This is a genomic window from Herbaspirillum autotrophicum (genome assembly GCF_001189915.1).
Classification (GTDB): Bacteria; Pseudomonadota; Gammaproteobacteria; order Burkholderiales; family Burkholderiaceae_D; genus Herbaspirillum; species Herbaspirillum autotrophicum.
On the sequence record NZ_LFLS01000014.1, the window covers coordinates 84,739 to 105,457 of the forward strand.

Annotated in this window: 20 protein-coding genes and 1 pseudogene; 6 read left to right on the forward strand and 15 right to left on the reverse strand. The window is 57.1% G+C overall.

Features of this window, described 5'->3' with window-relative positions:
- Window positions 1–9: 9 nt before the first annotated feature.
- The 12 genes from AKL27_RS12700 to AKL27_RS12755 form a co-directional block, all read right to left on the reverse strand.
- Window positions 10–570 (reverse strand): hypothetical protein, encoded by a 561-nt coding sequence (locus tag AKL27_RS12700; RefSeq protein WP_157056908.1) that lies wholly within the window; start codon window positions 568–570, stop codon window positions 10–12.
- A 279-nt stretch (window positions 571–849) separates the two neighbouring features.
- Window positions 850–2,238 carry a SulP family inorganic anion transporter gene (locus AKL27_RS12705; protein WP_050463198.1) on the reverse strand — a complete coding sequence of 463 codons (1,389 nt, stop codon included), beginning with the start codon at window positions 2,236–2,238 and terminating at the stop codon, window positions 850–852.
- Window positions 2,217–2,678, reverse strand: coding sequence for a hypothetical protein (locus AKL27_RS12710; protein ID WP_050463199.1), 462 nt, complete (start codon window positions 2,676–2,678; stop codon window positions 2,217–2,219). The genes AKL27_RS12705 and AKL27_RS12710 overlap by 22 nt, the downstream gene beginning before the upstream one ends.
- Window positions 2,679–2,708: 30 nt before the next feature.
- Window positions 2,709–4,070, reverse strand: a complete 1,362-nt coding sequence (locus tag AKL27_RS12715) for a caspase family protein (protein WP_050463200.1) — start codon at window positions 4,068–4,070, stop codon at window positions 2,709–2,711.
- A gap of 192 nt (window positions 4,071–4,262) precedes the next feature.
- Window positions 4,263–5,000, reverse strand: a complete 738-nt coding sequence (locus AKL27_RS12720) for a DUF4852 domain-containing protein (RefSeq protein WP_050463201.1) — start codon at window positions 4,998–5,000, stop codon at window positions 4,263–4,265.
- A gap of 67 nt (window positions 5,001–5,067) precedes the next feature.
- Window positions 5,068–5,868, reverse strand: coding sequence for a hypothetical protein (locus tag AKL27_RS12725; RefSeq protein ID WP_050463202.1), 801 nt, complete (start codon window positions 5,866–5,868; stop codon window positions 5,068–5,070).
- Window positions 5,869–6,149: 281 nt separating this feature from the next.
- Complete coding sequence (locus AKL27_RS12730) at window positions 6,150–6,827, reverse strand: hypothetical protein (RefSeq protein WP_157056909.1); 678 nt, start codon at window positions 6,825–6,827, stop codon at window positions 6,150–6,152.
- Complete coding sequence (locus AKL27_RS12735; protein ID WP_050463204.1) at window positions 6,824–7,498, reverse strand: RNA polymerase sigma factor; 675 nt, start codon at window positions 7,496–7,498, stop codon at window positions 6,824–6,826. Before AKL27_RS12735 ends, AKL27_RS12730 begins: the two co-directional genes overlap by 4 nt.
- Complete coding sequence (locus AKL27_RS12740; protein WP_050463205.1) at window positions 7,491–7,958, reverse strand: hypothetical protein; 468 nt, start codon at window positions 7,956–7,958, stop codon at window positions 7,491–7,493. Before AKL27_RS12740 ends, AKL27_RS12735 begins: the two co-directional genes overlap by 8 nt.
- A 99-nt stretch (window positions 7,959–8,057) precedes the next feature.
- Window positions 8,058–8,996 (reverse strand): glycerophosphodiester phosphodiesterase, encoded by a 939-nt coding sequence (locus AKL27_RS12745; RefSeq protein WP_232310981.1) that lies wholly within the window; start codon window positions 8,994–8,996, stop codon window positions 8,058–8,060.
- A complete protein-coding gene (locus AKL27_RS12750) occupies window positions 8,974–10,548 on the reverse strand; it encodes a hypothetical protein (protein WP_050463207.1) in 1,575 nt (524 codons plus the stop codon). The genes AKL27_RS12745 and AKL27_RS12750 overlap by 23 nt, the downstream gene beginning before the upstream one ends.
- Before the next feature lie 2 nt (window positions 10,549–10,550).
- Window positions 10,551–11,387 (reverse strand): hypothetical protein, encoded by an 837-nt coding sequence (locus tag AKL27_RS12755; protein ID WP_157056911.1) that lies wholly within the window; start codon window positions 11,385–11,387, stop codon window positions 10,551–10,553.
- Between the two features lie 540 nt (window positions 11,388–11,927).
- Between AKL27_RS12755 and AKL27_RS28810 the strand changes: the two are divergent.
- From AKL27_RS28810 to AKL27_RS12785, 6 genes and pseudogenes are all read left to right on the forward strand, one after another.
- Window positions 11,928–12,107: pseudogene (locus AKL27_RS28810) on the forward strand (double zinc ribbon domain-containing protein); the annotation flags it as partial.
- 366 nt (window positions 12,108–12,473) lie between these two features.
- Window positions 12,474–13,031 (forward strand): hypothetical protein, encoded by a 558-nt coding sequence (locus AKL27_RS28410; RefSeq protein WP_050463210.1) that lies wholly within the window; start codon window positions 12,474–12,476, stop codon window positions 13,029–13,031.
- A 16-nt stretch (window positions 13,032–13,047) separates the two neighbouring features.
- Window positions 13,048–13,740, forward strand: a complete 693-nt coding sequence (locus AKL27_RS12770; protein WP_083439021.1) for a hypothetical protein — start codon at window positions 13,048–13,050, stop codon at window positions 13,738–13,740.
- Window positions 13,741–13,752: 12 nt separating this feature from the next.
- Window positions 13,753–14,961 (forward strand): zinc ribbon domain-containing protein, encoded by a 1,209-nt coding sequence (locus tag AKL27_RS12775; RefSeq protein ID WP_050463212.1) that lies wholly within the window; start codon window positions 13,753–13,755, stop codon window positions 14,959–14,961.
- Window positions 14,962–15,196: 235 nt separating this feature from the next.
- Window positions 15,197–18,013 carry a valine--tRNA ligase gene (locus tag AKL27_RS12780; protein WP_050463213.1) on the forward strand — a complete coding sequence of 939 codons (2,817 nt, stop codon included), beginning with the start codon at window positions 15,197–15,199 and terminating at the stop codon, window positions 18,011–18,013.
- 218 nt (window positions 18,014–18,231) lie between these two features.
- Window positions 18,232–18,675, forward strand: coding sequence for a DUF2147 domain-containing protein (locus tag AKL27_RS12785; RefSeq protein WP_050463214.1), 444 nt, complete (start codon window positions 18,232–18,234; stop codon window positions 18,673–18,675).
- 115 nt (window positions 18,676–18,790) lie between these two features.
- Here the strand turns inward: AKL27_RS12785 and AKL27_RS12790 are convergent, their stop codons facing one another.
- From AKL27_RS12790 to AKL27_RS12800, 3 genes are all read right to left on the reverse strand, one after another.
- Window positions 18,791–19,096 (reverse strand): PepSY domain-containing protein, encoded by a 306-nt coding sequence (locus AKL27_RS12790; protein WP_050463215.1) that lies wholly within the window; start codon window positions 19,094–19,096, stop codon window positions 18,791–18,793.
- A gap of 128 nt (window positions 19,097–19,224) precedes the next feature.
- The gene (locus tag AKL27_RS12795) at window positions 19,225–19,701 is read right to left on the reverse strand and encodes a YaiI/YqxD family protein (RefSeq protein ID WP_050463255.1); all 477 of its coding nucleotides are present in this window, start codon (window positions 19,699–19,701) and stop codon (window positions 19,225–19,227) included.
- Window positions 19,702–19,741: 40 nt separating this feature from the next.
- A complete protein-coding gene (locus tag AKL27_RS12800; protein ID WP_198155955.1) occupies window positions 19,742–20,584 on the reverse strand; it encodes a 2-keto-4-pentenoate hydratase in 843 nt (280 codons plus the stop codon).
- Between the last annotated feature and the right edge of the window lie 135 nt (window positions 20,585–20,719).

The window sequence follows — 20,719 nt, forward strand, 5'->3', positions numbered from 1 at the left end:
AAAGTGGCGTCAGTTGCCAGCCAATGCAGAGTACAAAGCATTGGCGCGAATTTCTCGCATGCGCTTGGCAACATAATATTTTTTTGTGCCATACACAATCTTGACGTAATACCCCTTTTTTGCACCAGATTTCAGAGAGGCATTGGCCAAGCCCATTGTCGCACCCTGAAGGGCTGAACCCACCGCGCCGGCAGCGATCCCGACCGCACCGCTACCCACCACCACGGAGTTGCTGCTCATCAGCGATGTTGACGAAAATGCGTTACCGAGTTCGATCGACGAAATACTCGCGACATCGAAGGACTGTTTGGCCGTGATGAGCTTACCGCCGATGATTTTAATGACTTGCTTTTTCTTGTTGGTTTTATAAGCAAAATACAGAAATCCCGCCAATAACAAAGAGATGAAAATAAATCCATGCGACTCCAGCCCGACAATAAACAGGACCACCGTCATCACGGATAAAAGAATCATCGGAAACATCGGCGGGTTATCCCCTGGCACTGTTATTACAATCCCGCCATCAACGTTTTCGATATCGACTGGATTTTCGGCTTTTATTTCTTTCATAATTTAACCCTGAGAGTGGACAAGACGATTGAAAATAACTGCGTTGGTAAAGTCATACATTGCGGCGCCGGCAAATTGTCAGGCAACCCCGCGACATGGTTATCCAAACCGCTACCGATCCGGTTGCATCGGCAAAAATACGCGAGCGATACCATCTATTCGCAGACATCTGCAAAAACCGGTAACAAAAACAAAAATAAAGTTTGGGCGAGGATCCGACACTGCGTTGTTGACGTTTTCTGCGTTACCCATGCTGACCGCAACAAGTACCGTCGTCATTCATCGACCCGATGAGACAACATGACCCTGGTCACCCATCGTCCGCCCTTTGCGCAACAACACCGCAGCAAGCACCAATGCAAGTAATGGCCCGCCGCCGAACCCCCACCCCAGTTTCATCAGCCCCATGCCGATCAGCGCGCTGCTACCCACCACGCCGAGGAAAATCCAGGTAGTGTGTATCGTTTGCGCCGTAGCATCCGGACGATAGCCCCTGGACCAGACCTCCTTGCGGGTGTCGTCGTCGATGATCTGAATTGCTACCACCATCAGCGCCACAGCAATGGCAAGCTGCGGCAAGCGGGCAATCACTGAGGTCAGACATAAGCCGATGACCAGCACGCAGGCACCATGTACCAGTACTGCGATGCGTGAATTGGCTTGCGATTCGACCAGGGCGTTGGTGCGCGAGGTCGACAGCGAAACACATGAAAAGCCTAACAACGCACCTACTGCATTGCCGAAGGCGTTGCCCCCGATGTGAGAAGGCCAATGTGAACGATCACTGCGATCCTTGCTGTCACGCAGCGTGGTGAGTGTTTCCAGCAACATCACGCCGCCCAACAGGCTGCCAATCAGCAACAGCACCGGCCATACCCACAGCGGCAAATAATGCCATGCCGTCAGCACGGTATGCGGCCCGAACGCAATCTCGCTCAGCAATGACAGGCGCAGGCCGTTCGAGCCCAGCGTTCCACAGTAACCGCCAGCGGCATGATCGGCAATGAACAGGTAATAGCCGATCGTCGCAGTTGCCACTCCGATCGGAATTGCCAGCGGTGCCAGGCGCACCAGCGGGGTGTGACGCAAGCCAGGATATTTGCAGGCGGCACCCCAGGTAAGCGCGGCGATCACACCGGCAGTCGCCACTGCGGCAGTCGCTACCGGATCGACATGCAGGCAGCTTTGCAACTGCGTGGTACCGAGTCCGACCACGATCCCTATGCCGGAGGCGAACATGAAGCCCTTGCGCATGGCAACGTTGCTGTCGGCAATCCAATTCTGCACAGGTTTGAGCAATCCCAGTAATTGCATCGCCGCGGCCGTCAGCAAGATCACCATAAGACCTGCCACAGCCGATTCCATGCGTACTTCCGGAACCGTCGCCTGAGCCGAGGCAAACTTCATGCCGGCGATCAATACTGCCAGCGAGGCCCCGCGCGGACCTGCCAGCAAGGGGCGTGGCAACAGCACCGCAATGGCGCAACCCAGCACCACCGCGCCCAATACCATGAGCGCCCCAAGGGCAGCGCCGGTACGGCCCGGCAAAGCATCACCGAGCGCCGCACCGAGACTCACATATTCGGCGTAAAACACGCAAGCGGTCAGAACCCCGGCCCACACATCCCGTGTCACACCGCGCAGCGTCATTGGCCGGCGGGCAAACATTGAACACGCAAGGAGGCAACCACAACTACTTCCGGCATGCGATTGAGCGCCTCCACCGCAGCCGCAACACCGGCCACGGGCAATGCCAGTTCGAACGCGCCATTTTCATTGGGACCGAAAGCAATGCTGGCATCCAGACTGTTGAGCAAACGATTCAGTTTCCCCAGCGGTACCTCATCGGTGAAAGTCACCAACACCGGATTGCAAGGCACGGCGGCACGGATACCGGCACCACGGGTCGCACCGGTGTTGGCACCGACGCCGCCCGACGTACTGGCGGACTGCTTCAGATAACTCAAGCCCACAGGTGCCAGGGCGATCACCAGGCCGATGAATACCATCAGCGTGATCAGGCAGAGCATTGCCTGCGAAGAAAAAAAATCACTCAAAGCGCGTGCCTTGCCAACCGGCGGCACAGCTGGTTTTTCGCGTTCAGACATGGCGCTCGTTTCGATGAAAATGGCACATGTTTATTTTCCCGCCTTGTCCATTCCGGGAATCGCCCGAATCGATTGCATCAGTAACTCCATGGCTTTCTGCGGATCCTTGACGGTGCCCAGTCCTTCACCGGTCAGTTGCGCCAGATCCATGACCGGCCGGCCGTAACCGGAACGGGCCGCCACCGAGAGCCATTTGTATGACTGCACATAATCCTGACGTTCATACGCCAGTTCACCGAGCAAGGTTTGGGCCGGCACATGGCCACGCGAGGCGGCACGCTCGAAATATCTGGCAGCCAGCTCACGATTTTTTTCCACCCCTTGGGCACGGTTGCCGGTTTGCAGCAACAACCCGGCCATACAAAGTTCACGATCATCGGCATTCCGCTGACGTGCCTTCGCCAACACTTTGACGGATTCGAAACGGTCCATTTTCGGTACACCGGTTTCGAGCCGGTACAGTTGTTCGGCCCATTCGGTGCCGCTGGTACCGGCATACTGATCGTCCAGCTGCAAGTCAGCACGATAAACGGCCGGTGTCAGTGAACGCGCTGCCTTGTTACGCGGATCGTTACCGGCGCTTACCGAAGTGGCAGGTTGCGCCAACGAACGCAGACTGATTTTGCCGTTGTCCAGCCACACCTGGCTGCGCAGCTCGGAGTAATAACCGGGTGTCTGTTCACGACCAGTTTGCGCAAACACCTGGTCCGAAGCGGCCTTGAATACGTCTTCCAGACCGCGCGCCCTGGCCTCGGTCAGACAAGCCGCAAGTGCAGTTGCGTAAGGGCCATTGCTTTTCTGCGGCCAATCCAGCGCTTTCGTGTATTCGGCTGTCGAATACGCCACCAGCGTGCCGTCCCAAGGCTTCGGCACCAATCCCTTGGTGCTGCGCTCCAGTGCCCGGGTCTGAAACGGATTGTTGCGACAAGCGTCGATCACAACCACCGCGATGCGCGGTTTGACTTGATCCAGCAAACCCTTCAGGCGATCCAGGTCATAGCCCGATGCTTTCAATGCGGCGGGAGTCTGCAGCGACACATCGGTGCCAAGCAACAGACTCTTGCCGTCCAGTGCTGCGCCGTGTCCGGAAAAGAAAAACCAGGCAATGCCGACCGGTCGGCCTTGTATCTTGCGCACGAAGTCAGTCACGGCCTTGCTGAGGTCGGTACTGTTGAGATTGAGATGAAGATCACTGCGCGCGCCCAGGCGAGTGAATGTATCGTGCATCAGACGCGCATCGCGCCCGGCATTGACCAGCTGCGCCGCGTCCTTGTAATTATTGTTGCCGATAACCAGTGCCACCTGCTCCAGTGCCTGGGCCTGCCCCAGCACCCACGGCGGAATGCCCGCCATCAGCGCGCCGCTTCCAAGCAATATGGTGCGACGTTTCATGAGCGCCCCGTCGCCAACGATTCATGCATCATTCTTATTCTCTTTTCCCTGTGAGGCGACTGCGGAGGGCGCCTTGACGGCATGACCCACGCGTCCCGTATTTCGACGAGATTGTACCCGAATCGCCCCAGGCAACGCCGTGCAGTAAACAACAAAAACAGCGACAGAAAAGTCTGGCCGCTGTTTTTGACTTTACTGTTGCGCCAGAACTGCTCCCTTCTTGTCCGTCACGGCGATCTTGACGATTTCAGCCTTGAGCATTTTGCTGGCTGGATCGGCTTCTTGTACGAAACAATAAATCACCAGATTCATCGAATTGTAGACTCCGCGCAAGTGCTCGATATTACGTGCGACCTCTTCCGGCACATTCAGCAAATAATGAAAGCCGGCGCCGTTGGTAAAGCTCAGCCGATAGCTGCTGTTGTCGCTGAAGTAACGATAGGAATTGTTTTCCCATACCGAGCTGTTGACCGGGAACCCCTTGTTCTCGAAATCATACTTTTGTACCGGATCGTTGATGACGATCTTGAAGTAACGCTGGCTCCCGGCCTTGGCAATCGCGGCATCGATCTGCGGCTGCAAGGCTTTGAGCAAGTCATTCTTTTGAAATTCGTCGCTGGAACGTGCGTAATCAACAGATGCACTGCGGGCGATGTCACGATAATCGACCGGCAAGCCGGCAAGCGCCAAATAGGAATACATCAGCTGGTTGCCGCTGTTGAGTTCCTGATAACTTTCCAGTGGCACCGATTTGTCGGCTTTGTCACGCGCCTTTTCCAACACTGCTTGCTTGGCGGACTCAGCAGCTTTGGCGGAAGTCGCATCCGACAAGGTCGGAGCAGCAGTATTGGCGGGAACGGCATTTTCCTTGCAGCCAGCCAGGCCGACGATGGCCGCGACGATGATCAGTGGGCAGATAAATTGACGCATGGTTTTTCCTTTGATTTGATATGAATGAGGTAATCGCGCGTGGGTGCATCGATGAATACAGAACGCATCAAGCCCGTGATGACAGATACTTGACCGCACTGCGCGCACCAAAATAGAGACTGGCAATCAGCGACAAATAACCGCCAAGACCGATTGAAATTGCCCGCAATGCTTCCTGCGCCATACTGGCGGCCATCTCGGCCGCCATACGTTCCGCCTGCCGGCCGCCGATGGCGAGCGCGGCACCCTGCGCCTGTTTCATGCCATCGGTAAGACCCAGATATACCGTGATGCATACCACCACCATGAATAACAATGGCAGCAAACCGCCCAGCAAGAAACGACGGTCGCGGGCAAAGAACGGCAGTAGCGGTCCGGCCAGCGCCACGATGGCAAAGAAGCCGTAAATCTCGGCGCTGACGCTGCCACCGCTCAGGGCATTCATGACTCCGGACGGAGAATTGAGCACGCCGAGAATTTTCCAGAATGAAAAGCCCACGTTATAACCGGCCGAGACTTGGACCGAGATTGTGTTGAAAATGAACCAGCCGCCCAGCAGAGCCGCCATGGCCAGCAACGTATCGACGCCAAAGCGCGCCGTCATTTCCTTGCCCAGGCGCGTGCCTTGTTCTTTCGCCAGGCGCATGGCGATCTCGGCCTGCTCGCGTGCCAGTTGCGCTTCCGGTACGGCAGATACCGCAATCAGCAAACCAGCGCTATCGAATTCGGCATCCACCACCATATTGATCCGCGGCGCCATCTCCGACTTCCAACAGCCCTCCAGCTGAAACACGAACTGTTGACCATCAATCACCAGCAAGCCGGCGCCTGCACTGGTATCCCGCACTACTTTGCCGCGTTTTTTCATATTCACTCCGTGGTTGTCTGGTTGGTCAGCCACCCGTACCGCTGGGGCAGGGAATCCATCTGGTGGGCATTCAAATCGAATGCTGACAACCCCTTATTCGTAGCGAGGGAGATAAAGCGGAGGAGATTTCTAAAATATTTTCTGATGGCTGACGGACGACCAAGACGTAGCGTGCCGGATCACATGGACAGGGGATATCAACACCGCCTGGCAATATCTCCGGCACAAAAAAAACGCCCGATGAGTTTTCAAGGGGCGTTATGTTGCAGATCTGTTCTTTTCTAAGGTCGCTCGCGATCCCGATCGCGCATCTCCCGCACGCGTACCTCTCGCACCAGCGCGCTGTCCTTCAGGCTTTGCATCGCCGCCTCCAATGACCCTTGCACTACCACCACTTCATATGCGCCGTTGGCGTCCGGGCCGCTGCGGATTCGTAAATGCATGGTTTCCAGCTGCGTGCGCAAATTGCCCAATGCCACGCCATCGTTGAAGACTACCTCCAGCGCCGCCGACTTGCTGTCGGTACCCGCTTGCAGCGAACGATAATCGCCGGCCGGAGTACTGTCGCCGTCGATCAGATGGCGCGTCTGCAAGGTCACCATCACACCCAGCACCACTACTGCGGCCAGCGCCCAGCGTCCGCGTCGGCTGGCGGGTGTCGCCGCCAGGTTACGCCACCAGACGGCCAAGCGTTCGAACCACCCCTGCTTGCGTACCGGCTGCCGTTGCGCCAGTGCCTGCCGTATCTGGTCGAACGATACCAGTGGTCGCTCAGATTGTTGTTGCGCCATTAATGCCTCACGTGCCTGATGCGCCAATTCACGTTCGGCATCCACTTCTTCCTGCAATTCAGGATGACGTTGCAACATCTCTTGCATCCACGCCGTTTCCCCGGGGTCGAGCTTGTCGCAGGCAAACTGGAAACAATGTGCCCTGAAGCGACTCAGATCGTCACTCATTTAGCTCCTCCTTTTCCAGCCAAACCCAGTTTCAGATTGATACACCCCTTCATGCGAACCACTGCCTGGCGCACCCAGCCGCGCACCTGCTCGGCATTCAGATCGGCATGGCGCGCGGATTGACCCGCCAGGATATCTTTCATTTCAGCATAGCTCAGGTCCTGATCCAGCGTCAGCTTCATCGCCAACCGGTAATTGGGGCCGCGTCCGGCCGGCAGACTTTCGATGCATTCAGCAATCGCCCGCTGCACTTGTTGTGCATACATCTGATCGTCAACCCCGGGTAGCGGACAGGCAAAACCATCCAGCGGGTCGACACCATCCTCACCTTGATCGGTCGGTGAGTTGCTGCGTTCGATTTTTCCCTCGTGCTTGTAGAAACGCCGCAGTTCGTCGTTGGCACATTGACTGGTGATGACTTTAGCCCAGGTCTTGACCGACGCCAGACGGGGATCGTACCTGTCGGCAGAAAGAAAGATCTTGATCCAGGCTTCCTGCAACGCCGCCTGTGCCAGATCGCGGTTGTAATTGACAATCGACATGGCGTGCTGATCCAGTTCATTTACCAGACTGTCGTAGAACTCCCGTTGCGCCGCTTGCACGCTGCGCCCGGTGGCGTTCCTGGTAGAAAACTGCTGCAGTAGCCAGAGTAATTTTTCGTTATTATTCACGTTGTCCGTCGCGATCCAGACCGGTTTTGATTTTCCCAGATGCGGATTCTACGATAGTTTTCCGCTCCACGGCGCCGCGCTGCATGGCGTCAGCAAACAGATGCAATGCGTGCTCCAGCGTCTGCTGCGCGCGCAATATGCATGTGCGCCACTGAATTTGCTCCGGCAACCATAGTTCAATCACAAAACTGATTTTTCCATCCTTGAGCACACTCTTGACCAGCTTGATACGGCCATTGATATCGTTAATCACTTCCAGAGCATGACGCCGGTCCGGTCCGTTGTAGACCTGCCAAACGTTGGGCAACATCAGGCAACTGAAATTGAGGTCATCGCTGTCAAAACATAGCGTATGGGAAAAACCATTGCGCATGAAAATGATATCCCCGTCATCATCTGCTGCAGCCTGGATACCTGCGGCCCGAAATTCGCCGAGCAAGGTCGAAGTAAATGTAGTCATCTGTCGCTGTCCTGTCCATGTGGCGACCGCCCATGCGGCCACCCACCAGAACCTATTCGTACCGAGCGACCAAAACCGGATGAAAATAATATTTTTACTTTAGCGCGCTACGTCGCGACAAAACTGGTCCGCATTGCCGTCTACCACTACCCCGCTGGGCCAGCGTCCGCTGTGCTGATGCGCACGACGCACTGCGGCGACCAGACTGGCGTCGCCATCGACGCTATAGACGAAGACGGCCATCTTCATCATGCCGGCGTCCGACAACAACATCGGATTTGCATCCAGCGTGCGGCCATCCACGTGCACGCCGACCGGCATGCCGATATCTTTCTGCAACCGCAACAGCCAGGCCTGATCAAGTTTGGGTGCGCGCGCCTTGGCGGCAATCATGCGCGTGACGCGGTTGCTGCCAAGCGCTTCGGCATTGCGCCCATCGAACACGATCAGTCCAAGATACGCGTCGCGGTCAACCGCGCGAGCGCAGCGCAGGTTGGCGGGAAGACCTGAGGTCATGAACCAGTTGCCATGTTGCATATCGCGCCGGAATTGCGCCACCAGTGCCTGCACCGGACCGCAATTGGGGAGCGCATCTTTGATTTCTGCATTCAGGGTTTTGCCGGGAAAACTGTCTGCCAGCGTCAACAGATCACTGACAAACGGAGGACGCTCATTGCCGCTCTGACCGTTATTTTTCATGCGTGCGGCACGCCAGTCAGCGCTATTGAGTTGATGCGTGGAGAGATTGGCGGCGGTCTGCACCACACGTCCGGTGATGGCGTCATGATGCACGACCCAGACGCCATCGGCCAGTTGCTGCATATCGGTTTCAATGCCATCCCAGCCCCCCTGATAACCGGCACGCAAGGCACTCAGCGAATTTTCGGCTGCGGTGGCAGAACCGCGATGCGCCTGCACCTGCATGCCCAGACATGCAGCATTGGCGATGGCCGGCAACATGCTGCCGAGCAGTACTGCCGCCATCAGTCGCCGGGCAACACGGCTTGATGGCCGCTTACTTTTTGGGATGGTAGCCATAGCTGAAACCTTGCAATACGTTGTTACGGATATCTTCATTGAAGGGATAGGTATAACCCTGCCCCACGGCCACCACATGCATGATGTTGGACAACACCAGCTTGCCGGCGCTGGCCCCGCCCGCATTGCCGGCGCCCGGGCTGGCTTCCATCCAGCCGATCATCTGGCCGAACAGTTCGCTGCGCGTGATTGGATTGTGCATCAGTGACAAGCAGGTCCAGACACCGGTAAATGCCAGCACCAGCACACCTGTTGCAGTCCAGGCCGACCGCCGCGACAGCACACCCTCAGCATTACTGCGCCAAAGCAGGACCGCGGTGGCAATCAGATACAGCAATTTGGAGAAGTGTCCGATTGCTCCCAACAATGAAAAGAACAAAGCCACCGGCGGCACGATCGCGGTACGCGCGGCGTCGGTGCCCAACGTCCGGTAACGGCCACCGGCTTCGAAATCACGTGGATTGGCGTCATAGCGCTCCAATTCTTTGGCCGCCCGATTGACAACGAAGGCGTCATACAACGGTTCAAACGCCTGCACGCTGCCATAGGCAGTCAGTACAGTAGCTGATGATGGCAACTGCAAAGCCGAGCGCAACTCACGCTGCACACCTGCGCGCGCCACGAACGCCGGATACGACAAGCCGGGTGGAATGACATCACCGGCCACGGTTACACTACGCGCCGAGGCCGCCATGCTGCGCCGATATTTCTGCTCCACTGCATCACGGAAGGTGGCTTCGTCAGACGGGTCCCAGTTGGGTGGTACCGGCACCTGCTTGCGCGTATTACTGACCACCGCGCCGCGCCGGTTGGCCGGAACCGTGGCTGGCGTCCAGCCACGACGCGCCAGTGTGCGCGTGTACTTGATCCATGCCTGATCCTGTTGCTGACGCAATCCCTGATCACTGGCGGCGGGAATGCGCGCATATTGCAACCACTTGTCATGTACCTTGTTGCGCGCATCTTCGTAAGCCTTGTAGTAGCCCTTGGCACCACCAACGGCATTGCGGACGCTGCGGCGTACCAGCTCTTCTTTCTGATCCTTGATCCGCTCTTCAAGCCGATCGACCGACAGTGCCATGAATGGAAACAGCGCCAGAAAGGCCTTGCCTTCCGGCTTGGAGAAAATGGCGTCATCATCCACCAGCCCGGCCAGCGTCATGCGCCCCTCCACCAGTGAGCGTTGCAACAAGGTCGAATTGAGCGCCATGCGACGGAACTGCGCATCACGCGTATCGACCAGGCCATCCACCAGCAATTTGATCAGCACATAAACCAGCGCCACGGTCGCCAGACAACAGAAACCGATCATGCGCCAGCCGGGCTTACCGGTATTTTTTCGCGTGCGATAGCGCAACATCAGTTGAAATACCACCAAGGCTGCGGCAATACCGGACAAGGTGCGGCCAAATACCTCGATGTTGTGCACATCATCCATGCTGGCGCCGCCGACCACGTCGAGCAAACGCGCATTGAATCCCAGTTCGAAGGTCAGATAAATGACGGTCAATACGATGAGCGCCAGCGTTTGCTTCAATTGCAGATTACGCATGCTCACTTCCTCAGATCAATGCGAATCGGCGCCACTTCCTCAGTCGGGAAGTTGAGCGGCGCCGGCGCCGGCGTACGCTGGCTGCGCTGGGCAGGCGATGACGCCGGAGTGGCGCTGGCACGTGACGTGCGGGTGTTGCGCGCCGCCGCTGGCGCTGGCCGGGATTGAAGTGTGGTGTCCGCTTGTGGCGGCGCGGGAACAAAACGTCCGCCGGCGCTGCTACCCTCGCCACTGGCTGGCATCGGCGCACGCAACGCCTGATCGGCAAATGGCTTGCTTTGCAAATCGGTTCCCGCCGGTGCCGGTATGGTCGAGGTCAGCATGCGACTGTCGGTATATATATTGCGCGTCAGCCGGTTGTAATTGGGAAAATCCAGCGTCAGCATCTGGCCGTCCGCGCTTTTTTCCACGCGCGGCCGATCAACGCAGTTACCCAGTTTCCACTGCAATACATCGCTGCCGCTGATCGACAATACTTCGTATTTGTAGGCGCAATTGCGCTCCTGCGTCTCTATCACGACCACCGTGCGCTGGCCTATCGTTTCAACCCGGGCAATGCGTGCGGTGATGGCGTTTGGCAGCGGTGTCACGCGCATGTAACGATCCAGCTTGACTGAATAGGCACCACTGGTATCACGCCGCAACGTCGCTTCGGAACCATCATTCAGCGAAAACTTGCCCGCCTCGGTACCAAACAGGCCAGCCGTATCGACGCTCATGAGCATGCCGCCACGCCCGTTCGGCGTCATTGCACAAGCGCTCACCAGCGCCACCACGACAAGCATTGCCGCCAGCGCCCTGGCACAGCGCCAGCCGGACTCTGCGCCACTGATTGCCACTCCAGTTCCCCGTGCCAGACCGCAATGTGTTGCGGCCGCACCCATCCCTTGATTGTTCATTTTTCCCCAACTACTTTTATTGTGTGCCGAATTTTACGATAGATCGCCGTGGTCGCGCTGCCGCCGCTTGCATGTGTGCGACTTGCGTTCAGGCCGGATTTTCCAGACTGCGTCTTGACTATTCGCGGTATCGACGCAAAAACGGATAAGCCGGCATCAACCAGGCAATGAATCAAAAAAACACGCAGCGTCAATGCCCGACGGCAAGTTTTTCAAGGTAATATTCTGCGAACTCATCAAAAGCTTGCAATACAAAGCACGTTGGGTCAAAGCAGGGGAAACAATTAAAACGCATACGGCCACACGCCGTGCAGTAAAAATCAGGGCCGGGAAAACAGTAAATCGCCATCATGAACACTGCCAGCAGGCGTGACGCTGCACGCGCCATGCTTGTCCGCATTGGTGTGCTCCAGCCCTTTTTGACGCGGGTTGTCCATATGAAAAAAGCGTCCCGCCAGCGGGACCTAACCAGGGGTATCAATGAATAGCTGCACCAACTGCGACGCCGACAATCCGGTCGGCTCCAAATTCTGCAAACAATGCGGAACCAGCCTGGCGGCGCTGCAATCCGCCGCCATCGCCCCCGGCAACCAGCCTCTCACAACATCCGATAGCTGCCTCTCATGTGGTGCAGCTTTGAATCCGGGCGCAAAATTCTGCAAGAAATGCGGCATCTCTGCTGTCGGCGTACCGGTTGCGGAGATTGCGCCGGTTGCAGTGGTTGAAACCGTGGCAGTGGTTGCGCCAACTGCGGTGGCAGTGGCCCAACTGATTACGGTCGCTGAGTCGCCCGTCAATATTCCCTCGCCAACGATCATCAGTGAACCGAAGCCGGAGCCAGAACCGCTGCCAGTAGTTGTGCCGCCAATCCTCGCGACATCGGAGACCACTTCTGCGCCAAACCCGACTGACATACCGTTTGCGGCAGTTGCAGATACCCCCCATGCAAGCGGCCACGACGGCGCAGACAAGTTGCCACCGTCATTACCGGTGACAGACTCAGGCTCAGACCAAAAGCAACTGAAAATGATCGTGGCCGGTGTCGTCGTCATCGCTGTCATTGCCGGCGGCCTGTTCTGGTGGCAAAGCGGCAAGCAGCCAGCAGAAGCGGCCGGCACCTTGCCGCCACCGATCACTGACAGCGTGAGTGCAACCGACACCGCAGCACCTTCCGCACCGGCGCCAGCCGAAGAAGTGGTGCCGGCGACACCGGCAACAATGTCCCAGGAGCCTGTACCGGCGGTGACACCGCCGGCTCCTGTTGCACCTGTCGTGCCGGAAAAAGTGACGCCTGCCATTGTCGCCAAGGTTGCTCCACCGCAGGAGGTGCAAGAAAAGCCGACTCCCGCCAAAAAGAACAATCAGGCCAAACCATCCGAAACGAATGATCAGGTGTCAGCACCTGTCGCTGGTTTGCTGGCCAAGGCCAACACCCATTTAAGCAGCGGCCAATACGATAAGGCCATCGCCACCGCCGAAAGCATACTGGCGATTGACCCCGCCAATCGTGCTGCCAAGGCGCTGATCATCAAAGCCAAGGCGCGTCAGATGGATGCGCTCAAGTCCAACAGCTCACTTGAATGATTTTCCGGAGATATACATGAAATTCAGCAAAACCCTCAGCGCTGCTTGCGCCGTCACGTTGCTTGCCAGCGGCTGTGCCTCCACCGGCAGCGGCGATAGCATCACCAGCAATGAAACCATGATCCGTTGCGCAGCGCTGGGCGCTGGCGGCGCCATCATCGGCGCCCTGATCGGCGGCACCAAAGGTGCCGTCGGTGGCGCCGCTGCGGGTCTGGCTGCCTGCGCCGTGATTGAAGTCGCCAGTCGCCAGACCAAAAGCGCCGCTGAAGTCGATCGTGATTACAAGAACGGCAACCGCAATCGTTTGCCGCCAAGCGCCAAAATCGATTCTTACAATACCGTGGTCACCCCGAACGGTCCGGTGAAAGCCGGCGAAACGATCAAGGTCCAATCCTCGATCCGCGCCATTTCCGGCACCAGCGAACCAGTCCAGGAAATCAAGGAAGTATTGGTGGCCTACGCCCCTTCCGGCGAAGAATTCAAGCGTGGTGAGAAGACCGTCAACAGCAAACCCGGCAGCGGCGAATATGACAACAGCTTTTCACTCAAGCTGCCACAAGGCGCCCCACAAGGCACTTACAAACTGAAGACCCAGGTTTTCCTGAACGGTAAGCCAGGTGCAACGCGCGAATCGAACCTGATGTTCGCGCGCGTCAATGGCCAGCCCGACCTGACACTGGTCGCCGCCCATACAATTCAATATCAATAAGCGAATCACACAATGACAACCACCACCACTGCGGCCCCGCCCTCTTACAGCTTATTGCGCGCCGCCGAAGCAATCACCAACTGGCGCGCACTGGCCATGTCCGGCATGGCCGGCCTGGCAATTTTCCTGACCGGTTCGCTCACTGCCTATACTGCGGCACACAGCATGCTGCTCGGTTTCCTGCTGGGGCTGGTAACCATTGTCGTCGCCATGATCGGCTATTCCGCCGTCGGCATCACACTGATGCGCCATGCACAGGGCCAGCAGATCAGCTTCCTTGACGCCATCCTGCAAAGCACCTTCAGCGTGCATCGTTTTATCGGCGTCGGCATCCTGTTGGTCCTCGGATATCTGGCCGTCTTGCTGGTGGCACTGGCGATTTTTTTCTTGTGCAAAATCCCTGGCCTGGGTCCGTTGTTGTACGCCTTCGCCTTTCCGCTGGTGGCTGTCGTCATCGGCCTGATCGGTGTCGGCATGGGCTATGTCGGCTTCCCGCTGACTGCGCCCGCGATCTGGGAAGGCAATGACACCTTTCAAACCGTGGCACGACTGTTGCAGATCGGTCGTCAACGCTTGATGAGTGTGATCGTCAATATGTTCCTGCTGTCGATTCTGGTCGGCTTTCTGTTCTTTGTCGTGTTCGGCATTCTGGGTTCCGGCTCAATGATCGCCACCGGTCTGTCGACTGCAGTCGGCGTCGGCCCCGGCGGCGGACTCGTCAGTCTGCTCGGCATGATGGGTATGGGTGGCATGCGTGGCATGAGCATGATGGATACCGGCGGCTACGGCTCCAGTGGTCACCTTGCCGCATTCGGTTTTGGCGCCGGTCTGCTGGTGATGATCGGCCTGATCATCCCCTTCCTCACCTTCATCAACGGCACTTGCCTGATCTACCTGCAAACGTCGCACGGTATGGATTTTTCGGCTGCGGAAGAACAATTGCGTACCAAGATGGATGAAGCCAAACGCAAGGCTAACGAAGCCCGCGAACGCGCCGGTGATCGCATGCGCGAAGCCAAGGCAGCCGCACAAGCCGCCGCCATGCCGACAGCAACACCTGCTGCTGAAGCAGCGACCCCGTTAGCCGCAACTCCTGCATTGACGCCGGTGTCAGCCCCGGCGCCGGCCGTCACACTGGCGCGTACTTGCGTCAAATGCCAGACAGCACTGGCCGCAGACGATGTATTTTGCGGAGAGTGCGGGACCAAGAATCCCCTGTAAGCAATAGCGCAGATTGCACTTGTAGCACCAGAAGCGGCAGCTGAGTCAACGCTCAGCTGCCGCTTTGTATTTGGCCCGCCAGCATGATCAATCCCACCCGGTACATATTACTTTCGGACAAGAGCAAATATTCTTGTCCGAAAGTACACATATTTATAGTCAATTTCCGCCCCTCCATTGGTTTTGGCAGCGACTCCTCTATAATGGACGGTTTCGCAAAAACACACGTCAAATCATGGAATTAGCCAAGTCGTTCGAGCCTGCCGATATTGAAAAATTCTGGCGCGAGGAGTGGGAAAAGCGCGGTTATTTCGCGGCCACCACTGCTGCCGACAAACCTGCATTCAGCATTCAGTTGCCGCCGCCAAATGTGACCGGCACCCTGCACATGGGGCATGCCTTCAACCAGACCATCATGGACGGGTTGACGCGCTATCACCGCATGCGCGGCTTCAATACTGCCTGGATTCCAGGTACTGACCACGCCGGTATCGCCACCCAGATCGTTGTCGAACGACAACTGGATGCGCAAAAGATATCGCGCCACGACCTCGGTCGCGAGAAATTCGTGGAAAAGGTCTGGGAATGGAAAGAAAAATCCGGCTCGACGATTACCGGCCAGATGCGCCGCATGGGTGCCTCAACTGACTGGGACCGTGAATACTTCACGATGGACCCGAAGATGTCGACCGCCGTCACCGAAGTGTTCGTGCGTCTGTATCAGCAAGGCCTGATCTATCGCGGCAAGCGCCTGGTCAACTGGGATCCGGTACTGGGCACCGCCGTCTCCGACCTCGAGGTGGTATCGGAAGAAGAAGACGGTTCGATGTGGCATATCCGTTATCCGCTGGCGGATGGCAGCGGTCACATCACGGTTGCCACTACCCGTCCGGAAACCTTGCTGGGCGACGTCGCCGTGGCAGTCGATCCGACTGACGAACGCTACGCGCATCTGGTTGGCAAGACATTGTCGCTGCCATTGTGCGACCGTGACATCCCGATCATCAAGGATGAGTACGTCGACAAGGAATTCGGTACCGGCTGCGTCAAGATCACGCCGGCGCACGACTTCAACGATTACGCCGTCGGTCAGCGTCACAATCTGGACAAGATCAGCATCTTCACGCTCGATGCCAAGGTCAATGAAAACGGCCCGGCCAAATATCAGGGTCTGGACCGCTTCGAGGCGCGCAAGCAGATCGTCGCCGATCTCGACGCCCTGGGCCTGCTGGAGCTGGTCAAGCCGCACAAGCTGATGGTGCCGCGCGGCGACCGTACCGGGGTGGTGATTGAACCGATGCTGACGGATCAGTGGTTTGTCGCCATGAGCAAACCGGCGCCGGAAGGTACACACTTCCCCGGCAAGTCGATTGCCGAAGTGGCGCTGGAAAAAGTGGCCAATGGCGAGATCAAGCTGATTCCGGAAAACTGGAACAACACCTATAACCAGTGGCTCAACAATATTCAGGACTGGTGTATTTCACGTCAACTGTGGTGGGGTCATCAGATTCCGGCATGGTATGACGATGCCGGCAATATCTACGTCGCACGCAACGAAGAAGATGCCAAGGCGCAAGCCGGCGGCAAGGCCGTGCACCGTGACAACGACGTGCTCGATACCTGGTTCTCGTCGGCGCTGGTGCCGTTCTCGACCTTGGGCTGGCCGGAAGAAACCCCGGACTACAAGATGTTCCTGCCGTCGTCGGTGCTGGTGACCGGCTTCGACATCATCTTCTTCTGGGTCGCCCGCATGGTCATGATGACCACTCACTTCACCGGGCAGGTACCGTTCAAGACCGTGTACGTGCATGGCCTGGTACGCGATGCCAGCGGCCAGAAGATGTCGAAGTCGAAGGGCAATACGCTCGACCCTATCGATCTGATCGATGGCATCGATGTCGATTCGCTGGTAGCCAAGCGTACCGCCGGTCTGATGAATCCGAAGCAGGCTGCCAGCATCGAAAAAGCCACCCGCAAGGAATTTGCCGATGGCATTCCGGCGTTCGGCACCGATGCGCTGCGCTTCACGTTTGCCTCGCTGGCAACGCTGGGCCGCAATATCAACTTCGATCTCGGCCGTTGCGAGGGTTATCGCAATTTCTGCAACAAGTTGTGGAACGCCACCCGCTTCGTGCTGATGAATACCGAAGGCAAGGATTGCGGTTTCGAAGGCCACGTGGCCGGCGTCTGCGACAAGGAGCAACTGCAATTCTCGAAAGCGGATCGCTGGATCGTTTCCTTGCTGCAGCGGACCGAAGCCGAAGTGGAAAAGGGTTTCGCCGATTATCGTTTCGACAATATCGCTTCCGCCATCTACAAGTTTGTCTGGGATGAATACTGCGACTGGTATCTGGAAGTGGCCAAGGTCCAGATCCAGACCGGCAACGAAGCCGAACAGCGCGCTACCCGCCGCACCCTGCTGCGCGTGCTGGAAACGGTGCTGCGTCTGGCGCATCCGGTATTGCCGTTCGTCACCGAAGCCTTGTGGCAAAGCGTGGCGCCACTGACCGACAAGAAGCTTGATCCGGCCGGTGATTCGATCATGCGTCAAGCCTATCCACAGCCGCAGCTCGACAAGATCGACGAAGAAGCGGAAGCCTGGATGACGCAGTTCAAGACCCTGACCGATGCCTGCCGCAATCTGCGTGGTGAAATGCAATTGTCGCCGGCGCTGCGCGTGCCGCTGATCGTTGAAGCCGGTGCCGATGCACAGGCCGAGATCCAGTCCTTCCTGCCGTATCTGCAAGCGCTGGTGAAGCTGTCGGAAGCCAATGTGGTGACGGCCTTGCCGGAATCGCCGGCACCGGTGGCAATTGTCGGCAACGTCAAGCTGATGCTCAAGGTGGAAATCGACGTGGCCGCCGAACGCGAACGCATGACCAAGGAAATCACCCGTATTACCGGTGAAATCGCCAAGGCCAACGGCAAGCTGTCGAATGAAAGTTTCGTCGCCCGCGCGCCGGAACAGGTGGTTGCGCAAGAAAAAGAGCGCCTCGCCAATTTCAACGCCACTGTCATCAAGTTGCAAGAGCAACTCGCCAAGCTGAAGTAATCACCGTTCTGCGTGATTGACCGTCCTCCGCCCGGAGGACGGTTCCGGTTGCCGTATTTCCGTAGTACTCCCTTCCTCCTGACTGCCCCGAGCGTGATTTGCCGCGTGCTTTTTTCATGCTGCGTTCGCAAATTAGAACAATCGTGCTTTTTATCGAAAATCGCGTTAGACTCCGAAATCACACGGCCATACCGGTCGGCATAACGAGAGGAGACATCATGAAAAAATGGATCGCCGCCAGCGGCATCATCTTGTGCATGACCGCAGTACAGGCCTGGGCCGATGGTTCGCCGGTCGGCTTGTGGAAAAATATCGACGATGCCAGCGGCAAGCCCAAGGCCCTGATCCGGATCACGGAAGCCGATGGCGAACTCAAGGGAAAAATAGAAAAACTGTTCCGCCCGGCCGAGGAAGCTCAAAATCCGAAATGTGAAAAGTGCGAAGGTGCGCTGAAAGATCAGCCGATTGTCGGCATGACCATTCTGTCCGGTCTGAAGAAAGACGGCGACGAATACAACGGCGGCCAAATCCTCGACCCGGCCAACGGCAAACTGTACAAAAGCAAACTGACCGTGCTGGACGGTGGCAAGAAACTGAATGTGCGCGGCTATATCGGCATGCCGATGCTCGGCAGGACCCAGGTCTGGGTGCGCGAAGAATAAATCCGGGAAGTTTTTTTGCGACGGCCTGGTGCCGCCCGTATCTGATCGGATCATCCATGCAGAACCGCAAAGATGCCAGCGACACATCTTTGCAATTCGCCGGTTACCCTGTCAATCAGTGCGAAACGTAAGAGCTGATGATGGCGCCGGTTTGCGGATCAACCAATACCTTGGTCAATTGGTTTTCGTTCAAGATCTTGATCTTGAACACGATCACACCGCGATCACGATCCAGCTCTGCTTCCACTGGTGTGCCTGCTACTTTTTCATTCGCCTTAGCAATCGCGTCGGCCAGTGAAATCTTTGCCTGTGCCGTGTATCTGGTGTACTTGGCTGCATCGCTTTCCTTGGCATGTGCCATCGGTGCGAATGCGATACCGCCAGCCAGGCACAGGGACAACAGGGTAGGTGTGAATTTCATGTGGACTCCTTCTTCAGATTAATCAAGGTTGCGTCCAGCTGTTTCCGTCAGACAAGAAGCAGCAGCGACGCAACAAAGACAGCTTAACACTTGTAAGGAGGAGCGTCCCTGATCAGGATTTCAAACGCTCAGGACAGACGAGGACGAAACAGTTGCGCTTGCTTTTGCTGCTGCAACCAGCGATCGATCTGGCGCGCAAAAGCATGGCTGTCATTCTGGCTGAATCCGGCCGGGCCGCCGGTTTCGATACCGCTGGCGCGCAACTCTTCCATCAGTTTGCGCATGCTCAGGGCTTCCTGGATATTGTCCTTGGTATACATCTCACCGCGTGGATTGAGCGCTGCCGCGCCCTTGGCCAGGACTTCCGCTGCCAGTGGAATATCGGCAGTAATCACCAGGTCGCCGGCGCGCAGCAGCTTGACGATTTCATTGTCGGCCACATCGAATCCGGCCGGCACCACGATGCTCTTGATATAGCGCGAGCCCGGCGTGCGCAGGAAATGATTGGCGACCAGCGTGACCGGCAATTGCGCGCGGTCAGCCAGACGAAACAGGATTTCCTTGACCGGGCCGGGACAGGCATCGGCATCTACCCAGATCTTGATATCGCAGGGCGGCGGATTTTCCGGTGGATCGGTTTCAGTATCAGACAAATGACACAGTCAGACCATGCAGCCCGACGCCCGAAAACGCAGTGATCCAGGTTTGTCCCGGCTCAATCGGATAAGCGTCGGTCCAGGTACCTGTGGTGATGATTTCGCCGGCATGCAGCGGACTGAATTGCGGCTGCTGTTGCAACAGTTTGTGCAAATGCCACAGCGCATGCAGCGGGCTGTCGAGCACGTCGTTGCAGAAGCCGGCGGCGCGCAAGGTACCGTTGCTGTCGGTACTGCTGGATAAGGAGATGCTGGCATTGGCCAATATCTGTGCCAGATTGTGACGAGTTGCCGACGACAGCACATGCGGCTCGCCGATGATCAGCGTACCGTGCAGACCGAAGGCGGCAATCGAATCGGCGACAGTGAATTCCCAGTTGGCAAACGGACAGGCCACGATTTCAAAACCATGTGCCATCCACTCGATACAGTCAGCCAGCTCATCCATCGAAGCATCAGGCGCCGGCGTTTTGCCGAGCTTGAATACAATCTCCGGTTCAATCCGTGGCTGCACCGCGCCGGTCAGACTTTGCGTGCCGTGATCGTCATCGGCGTAGCGCACCGTGCTGTCGAAAATATGGGCCCAGATTGGCGTACGCACATCGTCGGTGACGCCATATTTATCCCAGGTCTTGCGCACACTGAAACCGATCTTGCGACCAATCGGTTGTTCGCCTTGCGCTACGCGCGCATCCAGAATACAGCGTGCAATATCGTACGCGTCATCAATCGATAAAGGCTGAGACTGGGAAAGCAGCGGCAGCAGCCGGGAGTTTGCACGCGCATCCAACAACTGATGTGCGTAGCGGCTGGCCTGGCTGGACATAAGCATGGGACTTTGCGCGGAGGATAGTGAATATCTATCCATTGTCAATGACGATTAGTTTTTGCACAAGCGGAAAGAAGAACTCATTTGATGAAAACAATTGATAAACAGCGAAATGACTATCGAAACAAACCGTCGAAT